13 protein-coding genes are annotated in these 15,893 nt (G+C 76.6%); 6 read left to right on the top strand and 7 right to left on the bottom strand.

What is annotated here, in order from left to right; all coding sequences use genetic code 11:
• Positions 1 to 76 precede the first annotated feature (76 nt).
• A complete protein-coding gene (locus tag ABZ340_RS13110) occupies positions 77 to 814 on the top strand; it encodes a methyltransferase domain-containing protein (RefSeq protein ID WP_358781914.1) in 738 nt (245 codons plus the stop codon).
• A 127-nt stretch (positions 815 to 941) separates the two neighbouring features.
• On the top strand, positions 942 to 2,036 hold the full coding sequence (locus ABZ340_RS13105; protein WP_358781839.1) for a trypsin-like peptidase domain-containing protein: 1,095 nt from the start codon (positions 942 to 944) through the stop codon (positions 2,034 to 2,036).
• Positions 2,037 to 2,084: 48 nt separating this feature from the next.
• Here the strand turns inward: ABZ340_RS13105 and ABZ340_RS13100 are convergent, their stop codons facing one another.
• The gene (locus tag ABZ340_RS13100) at positions 2,085 to 2,297 is read right to left on the bottom strand and encodes a hypothetical protein (RefSeq protein WP_358781838.1); all 213 of its coding nucleotides are present in this window, start codon (positions 2,295 to 2,297) and stop codon (positions 2,085 to 2,087) included.
• 221 nt (positions 2,298 to 2,518) lie between these two features.
• On the opposite strand from ABZ340_RS13100, the gene ABZ340_RS13095 reads away from it, so the two are divergent.
• A complete protein-coding gene (locus ABZ340_RS13095) occupies positions 2,519 to 3,718 on the top strand; it encodes a bifunctional adenosylcobinamide kinase/adenosylcobinamide-phosphate guanylyltransferase (protein WP_358781837.1) in 1,200 nt (399 codons plus the stop codon).
• On the opposite strand, the gene ABZ340_RS13090 is transcribed toward ABZ340_RS13095, so the two are convergent.
• On the bottom strand, positions 3,707 to 4,789 hold the full coding sequence (locus ABZ340_RS13090; protein WP_358781836.1) for a class I SAM-dependent methyltransferase: 1,083 nt from the start codon (positions 4,787 to 4,789) through the stop codon (positions 3,707 to 3,709). The genes ABZ340_RS13095 and ABZ340_RS13090 overlap by 12 nt on opposite strands.
• Before the next feature lie 150 nt (positions 4,790 to 4,939).
• On the opposite strand from ABZ340_RS13090, the gene cobT reads away from it, so the two are divergent.
• Positions 4,940 to 6,166, top strand: coding sequence for a nicotinate-nucleotide--dimethylbenzimidazole phosphoribosyltransferase (cobT, locus tag ABZ340_RS13085; protein WP_358781835.1), 1,227 nt, complete (start codon positions 4,940 to 4,942; stop codon positions 6,164 to 6,166).
• 163 nt (positions 6,167 to 6,329) lie between these two features.
• A complete protein-coding gene (locus ABZ340_RS13080; RefSeq protein ID WP_358781834.1) occupies positions 6,330 to 7,112 on the top strand; it encodes an adenosylcobinamide-GDP ribazoletransferase in 783 nt (260 codons plus the stop codon).
• 21 nt (positions 7,113 to 7,133) lie between these two features.
• On the opposite strand, the gene ABZ340_RS13075 is transcribed toward ABZ340_RS13080, so the two are convergent.
• The 5 genes from ABZ340_RS13075 to ABZ340_RS13055 all read right to left on the bottom strand — a co-directional run bounded on the left by ABZ340_RS13075 (position 7,134) and on the right by ABZ340_RS13055 (position 13,738).
• The gene (locus tag ABZ340_RS13075) at positions 7,134 to 7,925 is read right to left on the bottom strand and encodes an endo alpha-1,4 polygalactosaminidase (protein WP_358781833.1); all 792 of its coding nucleotides are present in this window, start codon (positions 7,923 to 7,925) and stop codon (positions 7,134 to 7,136) included.
• Positions 7,922 to 8,572, bottom strand: coding sequence for a spherulation-specific family 4 protein (locus tag ABZ340_RS13070; RefSeq protein WP_358781832.1), 651 nt, complete (start codon positions 8,570 to 8,572; stop codon positions 7,922 to 7,924). Before ABZ340_RS13070 ends, ABZ340_RS13075 begins: the two co-directional genes overlap by 4 nt.
• Positions 8,569 to 10,086: a hypothetical protein gene (locus tag ABZ340_RS13065; protein ID WP_358781831.1), complete on the bottom strand. Its 1,518-nt coding sequence runs from the start codon at positions 10,084 to 10,086 to the stop codon at positions 8,569 to 8,571. Before ABZ340_RS13065 ends, ABZ340_RS13070 begins: the two co-directional genes overlap by 4 nt.
• On the bottom strand, positions 10,083 to 11,603 hold the full coding sequence (gene pelF / locus ABZ340_RS13060; protein WP_358781830.1) for a GT4 family glycosyltransferase PelF: 1,521 nt from the start codon (positions 11,601 to 11,603) through the stop codon (positions 10,083 to 10,085). The genes ABZ340_RS13065 and pelF overlap by 4 nt, the downstream gene beginning before the upstream one ends.
• A 98-nt stretch (positions 11,604 to 11,701) precedes the next feature.
• Positions 11,702 to 13,738 carry a hypothetical protein gene (locus tag ABZ340_RS13055; protein WP_358781829.1) on the bottom strand — a complete coding sequence of 679 codons (2,037 nt, stop codon included), beginning with the start codon at positions 13,736 to 13,738 and terminating at the stop codon, positions 11,702 to 11,704.
• A 329-nt stretch (positions 13,739 to 14,067) separates the two neighbouring features.
• Here ABZ340_RS13055 and ABZ340_RS13050 point away from each other — a divergent pair, with 329 nt between their 5' ends.
• Entirely contained in the window at positions 14,068 to 15,603 is a 1,536-nt protein-coding gene (locus ABZ340_RS13050; protein WP_358781828.1) for a leucyl aminopeptidase, read from the top strand.
• Positions 15,604 to 15,893 lie beyond the last annotated feature (290 nt).

Raw genomic sequence — 15,893 nt, 5'->3', positions numbered from 1 at the left:
ACCGTTCACCGGGGGCGCGGCCAGGGCCTGGCTGAACAAGCCGGGCGGGCTGCGGGACGTGGTCCGGCAGGAGCTGGTGGCCCGGCAGCTGGACGAGCAGCTGGCCGACCGGTTCCCGGTCGGGCGGCGGCTGCGGGTGCTCGACGTGGGCATGGGGCGGGGCACGCAGGCGCTGCGCCTGGCGCGCGCCGGGCACCACGTGACCGGACTGGAGAAGGACCCCGCGCTGATCGCCGCGGCCCGTGAGGCGCTCGCCGGGCAGCCGGAGGGCATCCGGGAGCGGATGCGGATCATCGAGGGCGACGGCCGGGACACCGGCGTGCACTTCCTGCCGGGCAGCTTCGACGTGGTGCTGTGCCACGGCGTGCTCATGCACGTCGAGGAGCCGGACCCGCTGGTGGCCGGGCTGGCGCGGATGCTCGCCCACGGCGGCCTGCTGTCGCTGCTGGTGCGCAACGGGGACGCTCTGGCGATGCGGCCCGGCCTGCACGGCGACTGGGCGGGCGCGCTGGCCGCCTTCGACACCACCGCCCACCTCCCCCACCCCCGGACGGACCCGGACGAGGAGGCCCCGGTCCGCCCGGGGCCCGGCGGCCGGGCGGACCGGCTCGCCACCCTGACGGCGACGCTGGCCGGGATCGGCGCCCCGCTGCACACCTGGTACGGCGTGCGGGTCTTCACCGACACGGCCGCGGACGGCACCCCCGTACCGGACGACGTCGAGGCCCTGCTGGCGGCCGAGGAGCGGGCCGGACGGACGGACCCGTACCGCGGGGTGGCGGCGCTGCTGCACCTGTGCGGGGTGCGGGGCTGAGAGCCCCGGACGGAAGGGGCGCCCGACCGGCTCGCACGCTCGCACGGCGGGCCTTCTGCCCGGGGCTCTGAGCCCGTTCGGGCGTTCACCGAAGGCCGGGTGAGGGCCGCGCGGTGAGACTGCGGGCATGGACGCTTCCCGCCCCCGTGCCGCGCGGCCCGTCGCCTCCCTGGCCGCGTTCGCCTGCTGCGCCGTGGTCCTCGCCGGGTGCTCCGCTCCCGGCGCCCCCGCCGTTCTCCCCTCGTCCGCCCCGCGCGAGCAGGGGCGGACGGCCACGCAGGCGGCCGTGCCGGGGGTGGTGCGCGACCTGGAGGCCGACTACCAGCGGGTGATCAGGGACGTACTGCCGTCGGTGGTGCAGATCCAGGCCCGGGACGACCTCGGGTCGGGGATCGTGTACGACGACCGGGGGCACATCGTCACCAACGCGCACGTCGTCGGCCGGGAACGGACCTTCCGGGTGACGGCCGCCCACAGCGAGGAGTCCCTGTCCGCGCGGCTCGTCCACTCCTACCCCGAGCAGGACCTCGCCGTCATCCGGCTGGACCGGGTGCCGGACGGGATGCGGCCGGCGGTGTTCGGGGACTCCGCGAAGGTCGAGGTGGGGCAGATCGTGCTGGCGATGGGCTCGCCGCTCGGGCTGTCGTCGAGCGTGACGCAGGGCATCGTGTCGGCGACCGGGCGGACCGTCACCGAGAGCGGCGACGGGGGCGGCACGGGCGCGACCCTCGCCAACATGGTGCAGACGTCGGCGGCCATCAACCCCGGCAACAGCGGCGGCGCCCTGGTGAACCTGGACGGGCAGGTCGTCGGCATCCCGACGCTCGCCGCGACCGACCCCGGGCTGGAGGGCAGCACGGCGCCCGGCATCGGGTTCGCGATCCCGGCGTCGACGGTGAAGAAGGTCGCCGACCAGATCGTCCGGGACGGCCGGGTCACCGACTCGGGCCGGGCGGCGCTGGGCATCACCGGCCGCACGGTCGTCGACGACTCCTACCGGGCCGTCGGCGTGGCCGTCGTCGAGGTGCGCGACGGCGGCGCGGCCGACCGGGCGGGCCTGCGCGCCGGGGACGTCGTCACCGGGCTGGGGGACGCGGACGTCACCACCCTCACCTCCCTCGCCGAGGCGCTGGCGCCACTGCGGCCGGGCCAGCGGACGACGGTGAGGTACACGCGCGACGGCAGGGAGCGGACGGCCGGGGTGACGCTGGGCGAGCAGTGAGCGTCCCGGGGGGCGGTCCGGGGACCGGCCGCCCCCCGGGACGGCCGGTTACGCGTCCTCGGCGTGCAGGCTCATCGGCCCGTAGATCTCGGTGGCGTCCTCGAACAGCCGTACCTGGTCGGCGCCGCCCTCCTTCAGCTCCTTCCAGTGCTCCCCGATCCACGACTCGGCGTCGCCCTGGGTGGTGAACTCCTCGGGCTGCACCGCGGGCTGGACCTCCGCCCCGTCGGCCGTCTCGAACCGCCACGTCCATGCCACCATGTACGCCTCCAAGATGTGAGCACCTGCAGAGCGGAAGCCGGATCTTGGTCGGCTCCCGCCCCGCAGCCTATGCGGTGCGGCGGACGCGTGACCGGGGTACGGCCGGTGAAGCGTCCGGCGCCGGGCGGCGCGGGCGGGCCGCCGGGCGCCGGGCGCCCTCCTCGCGCGCTCCCGGGGGCCTCGGGCGCGCAGGACCCGCGGCGTCACGGGAAAATCGGTGCGTGGACGTGACTCTGCTCGGCACCGGTGCCCCCGCGGGACTGCCCCGCCCCGACTGTCCCTGCGCGGCCTGCGCCGCCGCACTGGGCGAGGACGCGCGCGCGGCGACCGCGCTGCTGGTGGACGGGGCGCTGCTGCTCGACCTGACGCCCGGCGCCGCGCTCGCGGCGGCGCGGGCCGGACGTTCCCTGAGCGGAGTGGCGCAGGTGCTGCTGTCGCACCCGCACGACGGGCCGGCGGTGGAGGTGCCGGCCGGGCTGCCGCAGCCGGGCCGGGTGCCGGACGGACGGGAGCTGGCGCTGCTGACGGGGCACCGGGTGCGGGCGGTGGCGCTGGACGCGCCGGGCACGGGGTACGCGGTGACCGGGCCGGACGGGCAGCGGCTGCTGTTCCTGCCGCCGGGCGGCGCCCCGGCCGGGCTCCAGGAGCCCGCCGAGCCCTACGACATGGTCCTCGCGGACGTGGTGGGGCGGCCGGACGCGCTGGCGAAGCTGCGGGCGGTGGGGGCGGTGGGCCCGACCACGGACGTCGTCGCCGTCCACCTGGACCACGACGTACCGCCGGGGCCGGAGCTGCGGCGCCGCCTCGCGGCGGCCGGGGCACGGGCGGTGCCGGACGGGGCGACGCTGGTGGTGGGCGCCTACGAGGACGTACCCGACGTGCCGCGGCGGACGCTGGTGCTGGGCGGCGCCCGGTCGGGCAAGTCGGTGGAGGCCGAGCGGCGCCTGGAGGGCTTCCCCGACGTGCTGTACGTGGCGACCGGCGGCACCCGCGGCGGGGACACCGAGTGGGCGGCGCGGGTCAGCGCGCACCGGGAGCGCCGCCCGGGGTCGTGGCGGACGGCGGAGACGTGCGACCTGGTGCCGCTGCTGCGGCAGGACGGGCCGCCGCTGCTGATCGACTGCCTGTCGCTGTGGCTGACGGACGCGATGGACTCCGTCGGGGCGTGGGACGACGCGGAGTGGTCCGGTGGTGGCGAGCGGGCGCTGCGGGAGCGGGTGCGGGAGCTGACGGAGGCGGTGCGCGCGACCCGGCGCACGGTCGTCGCCGTCTCCAACGAGGTGGGGTCGGGGATCGTCCCGGCGACGGCGTCGGGCCGCCGCTACCGGGACGAACTGGGGCGGCTGAACGCGGCGTTCGCCGGCGAGTGCGAGCACGTGCTGCTGGTGGTGGCGGGACAGGCGCTGCCGCTACGGGGCTGAGGTCTCCTTGCGGGCGAGGACCCGGTAGGCGTTGGCGAACCGCGTGTGGCGCGCCAGCGGCGCGAGCGCGAGGTCGGCGGCGCCGGCCACGGCGACCAGCGGGACGGCCGCCCGCAGCAGGGCGGCCCGCCGGGGGGTGCCGGGGGCGGGCAGGACGTGGGAGAGCATCGTGCCGAGGGCGCCCGCCAGGTCGTGCGGGAGGTGCCCGGCGCGGTGGTCGACGGCGAGGACGGTGCAGCCCTGGGCCTCCAGTTCGGCGCGGAGGTTGGCGGGGGGCAGCAGGTGCGGCCGGCGCGGCCGGCCGTACGACGGCCACCAGCGGCCGAGCAGCGCCGCGAACAGGCTGCGCGGGTCGGTGGTCTCCAGCAGCAGGTGGCCTCCGGGGCGCAGCAGGTGCAGCGCGGCGCGCAGTTCGGCGCGCGGGTCGGGGGCGAGTTCCAGCTGGTGGAAGAGGCTGACGACGTCGTAGCGGGCGCGCAGCAGGGTGCGGACGTGCGGGTCCGTCAGCCGACCGACGAACGCCTCCTCGACGCGTTCGGCGGCGCGGGCCCGCTCCACGCGGCGGGTGGGGTCCAGGCCGTCGAAGGAGGTGTACGGGAACACCTCCCGCGCCGCGGCGGGGAAGGCGGCGTGGCCGGTGCCGACGTCGAGCCAGCTCTCCGGTTCGGGGCAGTGGCGCCGCACCGCGCGGGCGGCCGAGCGGTGGCGCCGGGGCGCGTCGGGCAGGCCCGGTCCCGGGGCGCCGTGGGGGAAGGCCGGGTCCCGGTCCGCCGGCCGCGGGTTCTGGAAGGTGTGCCCGCACTCCCGGCACACGTCGACGGCGAACCGGCCCGGGGTGCGGTGGCGCAGGTCCCCGGTGCGCAGCCGGGTGCGCAGGCGGTGCGCGCCGCACCAGGGGCAGTCCTCGCGGCGCGGTTCGCGGCCGGGGCCCGTGCCCGCGGGGGGCGCGGCGGGGGCGGGAGGCCGGGCGGGCACGGGCGGCGGCGTGGGCGCGGGGGGCGCGGCGGGGGCGGGAGGCCGGGCGGGCACGGGCGGCGGCGTGGGCGCGGGGGGCTCCGGCGGTGCGGACATGGGCGGCTCCCGTGGGCGAGAGAAGGGACGTACGACAATCCGCTGCAAAACGGAACGTATGGGATCGCGATCTTGGGTGCAACGATGCCGCTCGGGCGAGGGCGCCCCGCGGCACGGCCGGGTACCGCCGGGGCCGGTACTGTTCGGCGAATGAGCTCGCTGAATCTCGACGACTTCTCCGACCTGATCGAGCGCCCCGACGGCGGGGTGCGGCGCGACGCCGAGGCGCGCCGGGAGCGTCAGGTCGTGCCGCCCGGGTCGCTGGGCCGGCTGGACGACCTGGGTGAGTGGCTGGCCGCGGCGCAGTCCGCGGTGCCGGTGCGGCCGGTGGAACGGCCGCGGGTGGTGCTCTTCGCCGGCGACCACAAGATCGCCGAGCTGGGAGTGTCGGCGCGGCCCGCGGGCAGCGCCGGGGAGCTGGTCCGTCAGGTGCTGGAGGGCGGCCGTCCGGTGTCGGTCCTCGCCCGGCGCCTCGGCGTGCCGGTGCGGGTGGTGGACATGGCGCTGGACTGCGACCCCGGGTCGCTGCCGGCCGAGGTCGTGCGGCACCGGGTGCGGCGCGGCGGCGGGCGGATCGACGTCGAGGACGCCCTGACCGCCGAGGAGGCCGAGGCCGCGTTCCGGGCCGGGATGGCGGTGGCCGACGAGGAGGCCGACTCGGGGACGGATCTGGTGGTGCTCGGCGACGTCAGCGTGGGCGGCACCACCGCGGCGGGCGTGCTGGTCGCGGCGCTGTGCGGAACGGACGCGTCCGTGGTGACCGGGCGGGGCGGGCTGGCCATCGACGACCTGGCCTGGATGCGCAAGTGCGCGGCGATCCGCGACGCGCTGCGCCGCGCCCGGCCGGTGCTCGGGGACCAGCTGCGGCTGCTGGCGACGGTGGGCGGCGCCGATCTGACGGCGATGACGGGCTTCCTGCTCCAGAGCGCCGTGCGGAAGATGCCGGTGCTCCTGGACGGGGTGGTGAGCGCCGCCTGCGCGCTGGTGGGGCAGCGGGTCGCGTTCCGGGCGCCGGACTGGTGGCTGGCCTCCCACGACAGCGGGGAGCCGGGGCAGGCCAAGGCGCTGGACCGGATGGCGCTGGAGCCGCTGCTGTCCCACGGCGTGACCGTGGGCGAGGGCACGGGCGGTCTGCTGGCGCTGCCGCTGGTGCAGGCCGCGGCGGCCCTGGCCGCCGAACTGCCGGAGAAGTCCGGGGACTCCGATGAGCCCGAGGACTCCGAGAAGCCCGGGGACTCCGAGGGCTCCGAGGACTCCGAGGCGGCTCGGTCCGCTGGAAAGACCGGGTCCGTGGAGGAGCCGGGGGCCGCCGCGGAGACGAAGTCCGCCGAGGGGCCGGGGTCCGCGCGGGAGGCGGAAGTCCCCGGGGAGGCGTGAGCCGCACAGGAGACGGAGACCCCCGGGGAGGCGTGAGCCGCACAGGAGACGGAGACCCCCGGGGAGGCGTGAGCCGCACAGGAGACGGAGACCCCCGGAAGCCGTGAACCCCGGGACCCCGGCCCCCGCGAAGGGCCCGGTGACCGCCGGGTACGCTGCGCCGGTGTTCCGCAACCCCTCCCCCGACGGCCTCCGTTTCGCCTTCGGCACGCTCACCGTGCTGCCCGTCAAGGTGACCCGCTGGGACCGGCAGGCGGCGCGCGGCGGCATGCTGTGCGCCCCGCTGGCCGGGCTGGTCGTCGGGGCCGCCGCCGCGGCCGTCGGTCTCCTGCTGCTGCTCCTCGGGGCGGGGACCCTGCTCGCTGCCGTCGCCACCGCCGCCGTGCCCGCCGTGCTCACCCGGGGCCTGCACCTGGACGGGCTGGCCGACACCGCGGACGGGCTGGGCAGCGGGAAGCCGGCCGAGGACGCGCTGCGGATCATGAAGCAGTCGGACATCGGGCCGTTCGGCGTGATCACGCTGGTGTTCGTGCTGGCGGCGCAGGTGGCCGCGCTCGCGCAGGCGTACGACGCCTCCTGGGCCCGGGGCGCGCTCGCCGCCGTCGTCTCGGCCGCCGCCGCCCGGCTCGCGCTCACCCTCGCCGCCCGGTCCGGCGTGCCGGCCGCCCGCCCCGAGGGGCTGGGCGCGGCGGTCGCCGGGGTGGTCCCGGTGGGCGGGGCGCTGGCCGTGGCCGCCGCCGTGACGGTGGCCGCCGGGGCGGCGGGCGCGGCCTTCGGGCCGCAGGGCGCGGTGCGCGCGGCGCTCGCGGTGGCCGTCGCCGCCGCCGTGGCCGACCTGCTGCTGCGGCACTGCCTGCGCCGGTTCGGCGGGGTCACCGGGGACGTCTTCGGCGCCCTCGCGGAGACGGCGGCCACGGCCGCGCTGGTGGTGCCGGCGCTGGGCTGAGCGGCCGGCGCGGGCGGTGGTTCAGCAGGCCCGGCGCCACACCCCCAGGTCGTACTTCTTCAGCATCGAACTGAGCCCGAGGCGGCGGGACTGGGCGCAGAAGCGCCCGGTGGGCAGCTCGTACTCGACGTGGAAGACGGCCTTCCCCGCGTCGGTGAAGGGCTTGAGGGCCGCGCACTCGCCGTACTGGGCGCACTGCTCGTTGACGGCGAAGTCGAAGTCGCCCACCAGCTGCGGGATCTGGTCCAGGTCGTTCTTCAGGCCCACCGCCAGGCCCCGGTCGTGGGCGAGCCGGGCGATCAGGCGGTTGTAGCGGAGCTGGTCGGCGGCGGTGAGCGGGAAGCCGGTGTCGTTGGCGTAGCCGTCCATGTTGTCCGGCTCGACGGCGTCGAAGCCCTTCTTCCGGCACATGTCGAAGCGGGCCGCCATCAGGGGTTCCAGGACGTCGGTGCGGCGGATGTCCAGCCAGCGCTCGCCCTCCCAGCCGTTGCCCTTGCCGAGCACGGCCTCCGGGAACTCCCCGGCGTCCGGGCGGAACTCCTCCCAGGCGCCGGTGGACAGGTAGCAGACGGCCTTCCGGCCGTCGCGGTGCAGCTGCGCGACCGTACCCGCCGGGTGGTCGAAGCCGTCGATGTCGTAGACCGGCACGTCGACGGAGGTGTCCAGGCGCCCGCTGAGCTGCCACTGCCAGGCGGTGCCCGGCCGGGGCCGCCAGCGGTCGCCGCCCGGCCGCCCGCCGTCGGGGGACGGCGAGCAGCCGGCGAGCAGGACGAGCAGGGCCAGCAGGGCGGCCGTCAGGGCGGGGCGTCTCACCGGGCGGGCTCCAGGGTGTGCGGCAACGTACCCCAGGGATGATCCCCCACGCCCGGCACCGCGCAGTGCACGGAGGCCCCCCTGGCCCGGGCCAGGGCCTCGACGCCGGTGCCGGGCGGCACCCCGTACACCAGGTGGCACCGCAGCGCCCCCGGGCCGCCGGGCCCGGGCTCCGGGGGGAGGGCGCGGTACGCCGTCCAGGGGCCCTCGAAGGTGACGAGGACGTCGGCGATCCGGGCGTACCACGGGTGCGGCGGGGTGCCGTGGTTGAGGACGAGGGTGCCGCAGCCGGCGCCCCGGGCCGCCACGGCGAGCTCGCGGTAGCGGGTGAACTCCTCCGGGCCGGCGGCGGCCTGGTCGAGGAAGGCGCCGTCCGTGCCGTACCAGTCGCGGTGGCGGGCGAGGTCCCGGACGACGTCCGCGTGCGGGCGGTGGCCGTAGGCGGTGTCGGCGTAGCCGAGGACCCGGGTGCCGGCCGCCCGCAGCCGGGCGGCGGCCTCGGCGAAGGCGGGGTCGGGGCGGTCGCCGGGGCCGCAGGCGGGGTTGAGGACGACGCCGTACAGCCGCCGGGCCGCCGCGGCGATCGCGTCCCACTCGGCGGGGCGGACGGACGGGTGCTCGTAGTACGGGACGAGGAGCGTGCTCATCGGTGGGCGGTCGCCCTTCCCAGCAGGGCGCAGACCAGCACGGCCTGGACGGCGGCGGCGGTGCCGCACACGGCGAGGGCGACGTCGTGCGGGTTTCCCGCGCGGGTGACCAGGGCCAGGGTCTGGGCGAGGGCCGCCGCGCAGCAGACCGCCGCGGCGCCGGTGACCGCGCCGAAGGACTGCAGCAGCAGGCCCGTCCACAGCACCCCGCCCAGCAGGAGCAGGCCGGCCAGGCGGCCGCCGTCCGGGCCGGGGGCCTGGGGCCACAGCGCGCAGGCGGCCAGGCCGAGGGCGAGGAGGGTGACGAGGTAGGCGGCCAGGCACCCGGTGAGCGTGCGGGCCACGGCGGACCGGAAGGCGCGCGGGGTGCCGGCCTCGCGCAGCCCGGCGAGCCCGGCGCTGCGGAAGCGGTACAGCAGCCATTCCGCGGGGCCCATGCTGAGGGTGAGCGCCACCACGGCGGGCGCGGCGACCGCTCCGTGCGCCCGGTTCGCCAGGACGTCGCCGAGCGCCGCGTACAGCACCAGGGCGCCGGTGCCGAGGCCGAACAGGGCGTACGGCAGGGAGCCGGTGAGCCGGGGCGGGGCGGCAAAGTACCGCCCGGGGCCGGTGCCGGGCGCCCCGAAGGGCAGCAGGGCGGTGAGGCCGGCGGTCCACGGGCCGCGGACCACGTCCTTGGCGGCCGGGGCGACCTCGCGCAGGGCCAGGGCCGTCACCGCCGCCAGCGAGCCCAGCAGCAGGACCACGCGCGCGGCCCCGGGCACGGGCCGGGCCAGGGCGAGCGCGGCGCCCGCCGCCATCGGCAGCAGGGCGGCGAGCAGGGCCCGTTCGCGGCCCAGGACCAGCAGGACGGTGGCCGCGCCCAGGTAGCAGGACTGCCCGGCGGCGAAGGCGAGGGCGGCCGGGAGCGCCGGTCCGGCGGCGGCCCCGGCGGCCAGGGTGCCGAGCAGGGCGCCCGCCGGGGCGCCGAGCAGCAGCGCGCGGCGGGCGGCCGGGCGGTCGCCGAGGCCGAGCCAGGTGTACGCCCGGTGGGCCAGGCCCTGGTTCCACGCCCAGCCGCACAGGGCCCCGGCCAGCAGCGGCACGGTGCCGGCCGGCAGGCCGAGGCCGTCCCCGGGGCCGGTGAGCAGGGGCGCCCCGAGGATGTGGGCGAGGCCGGGCAGGGCGAAGACGACGCCGCGCAGCAGGCAGCCGAGCAGGCCGGTGCGCCAGGGGTCGGGGGCGGGGCCGTCGGGTTCGGGGTAGCGGCGGGGGACGCGGGCGTAGAGCGTCTCGGCGAGCGCGAAGGAGTCCCGCACGCCGTACCGCTCGCGTATCCGCTCGTCGGACAGTCCGTCGGACTCCAGCAGCGCGGCGATCTCGTCGGGGTGGACGGCGGCGGCGGCGAAGTCGCCGAGGCGGTCGGCGAGTTCGTCGACCGGATCGGGCTGGGCCCAGCCGGGCGTGCGCTGCCGGGGGATCGCGGGGCGGGCCTGCGGACGGGTGCCCGCAGGCAGCCGGACGTCGCCGCTCACCAGTCGGTCCCTTCCGTCGCGACGGCCGCGTACCAGGGGTCGCGCAGTTCGAGGGTCCAGTCGGCGACGGTCTCGACGGCGGGTTCGTACACCTCGGGCAGGCCCGCGAGCTCCTGGTAGATGGTGCGGAAGGCGTCGACCGAGCGGCGCAGGGTGAAGCGGTCGACGACCCGCCGGCGGGCCAGTTCGCCCAGGCCGCGCCGCCGTTCGTCGTCGCGCAGCAGGGCGAGGGCGGCGGCGGCCATCTTCTCCGGTTCGCGCGGCGGGACGACGAGCCCGGTGTCGCCGACGGCCTCGCTCACTCCCCCGACGTCCGTCGAGACCGTCGTACGGCCGCAGGACATCGCCTCGATGACCGAGAAGGGGAAGCCCTCGGATATGGACGACAGCATGACGACGTGGCCTGCGGCGTACGCCCGCCACACCTCGTCGATACGGCCCTCGAAGGTGAGGCCGTCGGTGACGCCGAGTTCGGCGGCGAGCTTCTCCAGGCGGGTGCGGTAGCCCTCGCCGCCGGGCGGGACGGGGCCGAACAGGCGCAGGCGGGCCGCGGGTATCCCGGCGCGGACCAGGGCGTAGGCGCGGATGAGGGTCTCCAGGTCCTTGATGGGGTCGATCCGGCCGCACCAGGTGAGGGTGGGCACGTCGGGTTCGGGGCCGGCGTGCGGGAAGGCGTGCGGGTCGACGCCGTTGTAGACGGTGCGGATGCGGCCGGCGTCGGCGCCGCCGCGCTCCTCCCAGCGGCGGTTGTACCGGTTGCAGGGGGTGATCAGGTCGGCGGTGCGGTAGCCGAGGGAGTTGAGTGCGCGGTGGAAGGCCAGCATGAACGCCTTCACGGGCCAGCGCTGGGCCTGCTCACGGGAGCCGAGGTAGCGCTCGCGCAGGTAGATGCCGTGCTCGGTGAGGAGGAAGGGCACGCCGTCCAGGCGGCGGGCGGCGAGGGCGGGCAGGGTGGCCAGGCCGCTGCTGACGGCGTGGGCGACACACTCCTCGGGCAGCCGCACGGCCAACGGGCGCAGGGCGTGCTCCAGCAGGTCGGTCGCGGTGAGCGCGTCGTGCACGGTGGGGCGGGCGGCGGCGGTCGGCAGGTGCGGCGCGGTCCAGGTCCGTATCAGCGCGCGCAGCGCCGGCTCGCCGCGCAGCGCCGCCGTGAGCCGCCCGTCGCGGGCCAGGTGGGCCAGCTCGTCCAGGGCCTCGCCGAAGTCGCAGCCGGAGCCGGGGTCGAGGAAGGACAGCAGGAACCGCTCGTAGGCGTCGGTGAAGCGGCGGCGGGCCCGGCCGAGGGGCGGGCGGGCGCGGCCGGGGCGCGGGCCCCAGGTCGGCACGGTGGTGTGCCGGCGGACGTTGGGCGGCAGCTCCCAGGTGACGGGTTCGCGTCCGCTGCCGGTGAGCGAGAAGAGGTGGAAGTCCACCTCCGGCATGCCCTTGACGAGCTGGTCGCACCAGGTGCTGACCCCGCCGTGGACGTGCGGATAGGTGCCTTCGGTGAGCATGGCGACATGACGGCCGGTGCGCATCGCGCGGGTCCCCCCTGTGGAACGTTGCTACGGCTCGAAGAGCGCACCCCGGCCGGTCGGGAGCCGGGGTGCGCGGGAGCGGCCGGAAGGCCGTGGGTCTAGGACGGCAGCCTCAGCGTGACGGAGCTCCGCAGTGCCTCCGGCGCGGTCCAGGCCGAGCGGCGGCCCGCGTACGGCGTGCCGAACTCGGCGGTGCCGAGGAGGAGTTGCTGTCGCGTCCCCTCGGGCGCGGTGACCGGGACCCGGGTCCCGCCGGGTGCGGTGACGGTGACGGTGGTGCCGATCCGGTACGCGGTGACGCGGCCGTCCGCGAGCGCCGCCTGCCAGGCCGCCCGCCGCCGCAGCTCCGTCCCGGTCTCCCGCTGGGAGAGGTTCTCCAGCGGGGTGTCGTCGGCGAACAGGGCCGCGTAGTCGGCCAGCACCCGGTCCAGGACCGGGTACAGCAGCCGGTCCTCGGCGAGGTTGGACTGGTGGACGTAGTGCGGGCGCGGGTCGTTGGACAGGACGTGGCCGAGGGCGGTGCGGGCCTCCTGGGGGACGATGTGCGTCGCGTAGCCGGTGGCCACGTCCAGCGGGGCGTCCAGGCAGGTGGAGACCGGGCTGTTCTCGCAGACGCCGCTGCCGCCGTCGGCGCGGGAGGTGTAGATCCAGTTGTACTCGTCGGCCATCTCCCGGGCCGTCCCGACGTTGTAGTACACGTTCATCGGGTGGCGGGGGACGGTCAGCGCGGCGCCGGCCGGGCGCTGTCCGGGTTCGCGGGAGTTGTCGGAGGCGATCCACCTGACGCCGTTGTCGGCGAGGGCGGCGGCGAGGTTCGGGTTGTCCTCGGGCTGCTGCGGGAGGGCCGCGAGGCCGGAGTGCTCGCCGGTGACCAGTTCGGTGCGGTCGACGGGCAGGCCGCGGGCGACGGCCCAGGCGTGGTTGTCGCGGATCTGCGCGGAGATCTCGGCGCGGCCGAGCCACTGCGTGCCGCCGTCGGCGTTCTTCGCGCAGCTCCACGGCACGGTGCTGGTGTCCTGGACGCAGCCCAGGTAGGGGTGGGTGTAGGTGTGGTTGATCCAGCGGTAGGCGTCCTTGTCGGCGAGCAGCCGGTCGGCGAGCGCGTCGGTGTTGCCGTGCCGGGCCTTCCACTCCTCACCCGACCCGGCGTTGTAGACCAGGTCGAGGGTGAAGCCGCGCTCGCGCTGCCACCGGGCGGCGTAGGCGGCGTCGTCCGCGGTCATCCGGATCGGCGCGGTGCCCTCCCCGTCGCCGTCCGGGCAGTCGAAGTCGCCGGGCGTGCAGTCGCGTTCGGTGTCCCAGCGGCTGTCGGGCGCGAAGACGTCGTCGACGTGCACGGCGAAGTGGTTGCGGTCCCGGCCCAGGTGCACGCCCCGGGTCAGCCACTCCACGATGCCGCGGGCCAGCACCCGGAACTGCCGCTGGGAGCCGTTGTAGGCGAAGGTGACCACCAGCTCGCGGCGGCCGTCGTGGGCGTACTCCCCGACCAGGCTGCCCCGCCCGGTGCCGCCGGGCACGGGCAGGTCGACGTAGGAGGTGAAGCCCTCCCGGGGGCGGGCGGCGTAGCCGTGGCTCTCCGGCACCGAGGGCGCGTTGTCCTCGAAGGTGAACGCCCCGTCGAGATAGCCGAAGTACCCGGCCTTCCCCGCCGGCGTCACGGTGGCCTCGCGGCCGTCGAGGGAACCGGCCCAGCCTCCCTGGTCGGTGTGGTCGAGGCCCACGCCCGGGTGGGCCCAGGTGGAGGCGTCGACCTGCGGGATGCCGTACGTCCGCTCGTACGTCTCCAGCGCCCGCTGCTCGGCCGAGTCCGCGCCGAACGGGGCCTCGTTCGGCAGGACGACGCCCTGGTACTTCGCCCGTGGCCGGCCGGCGACGGTGTCGCCGAGGAACGATGCGGTGATCCTCGGGCGGTCCGGGTCGTCCAGGTCCACGGTGGTGTACGGGATGCCCGTGCTCCGCAGCCGGCCGGCGATGGCGCGGACCGGGGCGCCGCCGTCGTCCACGACCAGGACCCGCAGGTCGACGCGCGGTTCCCCGGCGGCCGACGCGCCCGGTATGCCCGGTCCCAGGACCAGCAGCCCTCCCGCGGTCAGGGCGGCGGCCGTGTCTCTCCAGCGGTGCGCACGCTGCGCCATGGTGGTTCCTCCCCCCAGCGGACCCGCCCGTGGCCGATCCGGGGAAGGTCCGTGGACATCACGCGAAGCGGTGAGCGGAGCGCTCACCGGAACCCGACGAGTGTGACCCAGCTCACCGCATGCGAGGATCGGGAAAGGGCCACGAGGCCACCGACGGGTGAACGCCCGCAGGAATGAGCGAACGTCCTGCGCGCGTAGGCTCGTGACGGGTCTCCACCTGCCCAGGTGAGGACCGCATCGCGGAAGCGATCTAGGGTCGGTCGTCGGGCCCGGTCGACCCACCCGCATTCGGCCACACGGACTTCACACGGAAGCGAGAATCCACCACCGTGACTGCTCTCACTCTCAGCACCGCCGCAGCGCCCGGCCTGCGGGCCGACGCGATCGTGATCGGGGTCGCCAAAGGCGCCGAGGGGCCGGTCGTGGCACCCGGCGCCGAGGCCGTGGACACCGCGTACGACGGCGGCCTGGCCGGCGTCCTGGAGACCCTCGGCGCCTCCGGTGCCGAGGGCGAGGTGACCAAGCTGCCCGCGCCCTCCGGCTTCAAGGCGCCGCTCGTGGTGGCGGTGGGCCTGGGCGACGTGCCCGAGAAGGACGCCGGCTACGACGGCGAGGCGCTGCGCCGGGCCGCCGGCGCGGCCGCCCGCGCCCTGACCGGGACGAAGAAGGCCGCGTTCGCCCTGCCGCTCGCCGACGCCGCCGACGCGGGCGCCGTCGGCGAGGGCGTGCTGCTGGGCGCGTACTCCTTCGTCGCGTACAAGGACACCGCGAAGAGCGGCAAGGGCGCCAAGGCCAGGAACGGCAAGGCCCCGCTGGCGGAGGCCGTGCTGCTGGGCGGCAAGCCCCGCGACAAGGCGTACAAGGCGGCGGTCGAGCGCGCCGTCGCCGTCTCCGAGGAGCTCAACCGCGCCCGCGACCTGGTCAACACCCCGCCGAACGACCTCACCCCCGAGGCGTTCGCCGCGATCGCGCAGGCCGCGGCCAAGGAGCACGGCATCAAGGTGCAGGTGCTCGACGAGAAGGCGCTGGCCAAGGGCGGCTACGGCGGCATCCTCGGCGTCGGCTCCGGCTCGGCGTCGGCGCCCCGCCTGGTGAAGCTGTCGTACACCTCCTCCAAGGCGAAGAAGCACCTCGCCCTCGTCGGCAAGGGCATCACCTACGACTCGGGCGGCATCTCGCTGAAGCCGGCCGGGCACAACGAGACGATGAAGTGCGACATGAGCGGTGCCGCCGCCGTGTTCGCCGCGGTGGTCGCCGCCGCCCGCCTCGGCCTGGAGGTCAATGTCACCGGCTGGCTGGCGCTGGCCGAGAACATGCCCTCGGGCTCCGCGGTCCGCCCGGGTGACGTGCTGCGCATGTACAGCGGCAAGACGGTGGAGGTCCTCAACACCGACGCCGAGGGCCGGCTGGTCCTGGCGGACGCGCTGTGGGCCGCCTCGCAGGAGAAGCCCGACGCGATCGTGGACGTCGCCACCCTGACCGGCGCGATGATGCTGGCGCTCGGCAGCCGCACCTTCGGGATCATGGCCAACGACGACGCCTTCCGCACGGCGGTGCACGAGGCCGCCGAGGAGGTCGGCGAGGCCGCCTGGCCGATGCCGCTCCCGGAGCACCTGCGCAAGGGCATGGAGTCCGCGACCGCCGACATCGCCAACATGGGCGAGCGGATGGGCGGCGGCCTGGTCGCCGGCCTGTTCCTGCGCGAGTTCGTGGGCGAGGGCATCACCTGGGCGCACCTGGACATCGCCGGTCCGGCGTTCAACGAGGGCGGGCCGTTCGGGTACACGCCCAAGGGCGGCACGGGGTCGGCGGTGCGGACGCTGGTGCGGCTGGCCGAGCGGACCGCCTCCGGCGATCTCGGGTGACGTCCGCCTGAGAGCACGGTCCGTTGCGGCGGTGCGCGCCCGCGGGAGCGCGGGGGCCGGCCATGCGGTTCCCCGCGCCCCGGGGCTCGGTCCTCCCCGCCCGTCACGGGGAAACGGAGGAACGTGGGGTGTCTCACACCCCGGCCCCGCGTCTCGTTCGGCGGCGACAAGTGCGAAGATGGGGCCCGGCAGGACAGGGCCCCCACCTAAGGGCCGAAGAACGAGCGGCCGGACACCAGCCGCCTGCCGGTCACCGACGACCGGCGCACGGCGCACATGCATGGAGGACG

The sequence above is a fragment of the Streptomyces sp. NPDC006134 genome (assembly GCF_040628835.1).
Taxonomy (GTDB): domain Bacteria; phylum Actinomycetota; class Actinomycetes; order Streptomycetales; family Streptomycetaceae; genus Streptomyces.
This window is presented reverse-complemented; position numbering and strand designations above follow the sequence as displayed.